Origin of the sequence: Arthrobacter sp. 4R501 (genome assembly GCF_002929755.1) — a bacterium.
In the GTDB taxonomy this organism is placed as follows: domain Bacteria; phylum Actinomycetota; class Actinomycetes; order Actinomycetales; family Micrococcaceae; genus Arthrobacter.
The window spans coordinates 1-514 of sequence record NZ_PJIW01000086.1 but is presented as its reverse complement, the minus strand read 5'-3'; the positions used below and the strand labels follow the sequence as shown (position 1 = coordinate 514).

General features: G+C 66.5%; 2 protein-coding genes. Both read left to right on the top strand.

The window, feature by feature from the left end:
- The coding region (locus CXR02_RS22010) for a heme-binding protein (protein ID WP_181037341.1) at positions 1 to 286 on the top strand (286 nt) is incomplete at its 5' end.
- Between the two features lie 14 nt (positions 287 to 300).
- A partial coding sequence (locus CXR02_RS22005; protein WP_146072596.1) for a Tex-like N-terminal domain-containing protein occupies positions 301 to 514 on the top strand: 214 nt, incomplete at its 3' end.

The window sequence follows — 514 nt, the reverse complement described above, 5'->3', positions numbered from 1 at the left end:
GACGGCCCCGGTCCCGGCGAATCCCGACGTCGTAATCCGGACAGTGCCTGGCTCTCTTGCAGCGGTCCTGGTCTTCTCCGGCAGCGTCTCCAGATCAGCTTTTGGGAAACGGAACCAGGAATTGCAAACAGCGCTCGCCGCAGCCGGTTTAGACGCCCTCGGACTACCGAGATTCGCCCGTTTTGATCCGCCCTTCAAGCCGTGGTTCCTCCGCCACAACGAAGTCATTCAGGACGTCGACGGATCCCAGCCCACTATCGGCGCCCCCGGACAGGGACCCGGATAGGGCAAAATGGCTGGGTGACCCAACTCCCGCAGCAGGCCCCGAAGACCCCACAGCACCCCTCGCCGACAGCGTCCACTCCCCGGGCCCAGGCTCCGAAGACCCAGGAGCCCGGTACCGCCGTCCAGATCGCCGGCGAACTCGGCGTGCAGCCCTGGCAGGTCAAGGCCGCCGTGGACCTGCTCGACGCCGGGTCCACCGTGCCCTTCATCGCCCGCTACCGCAAGGAAG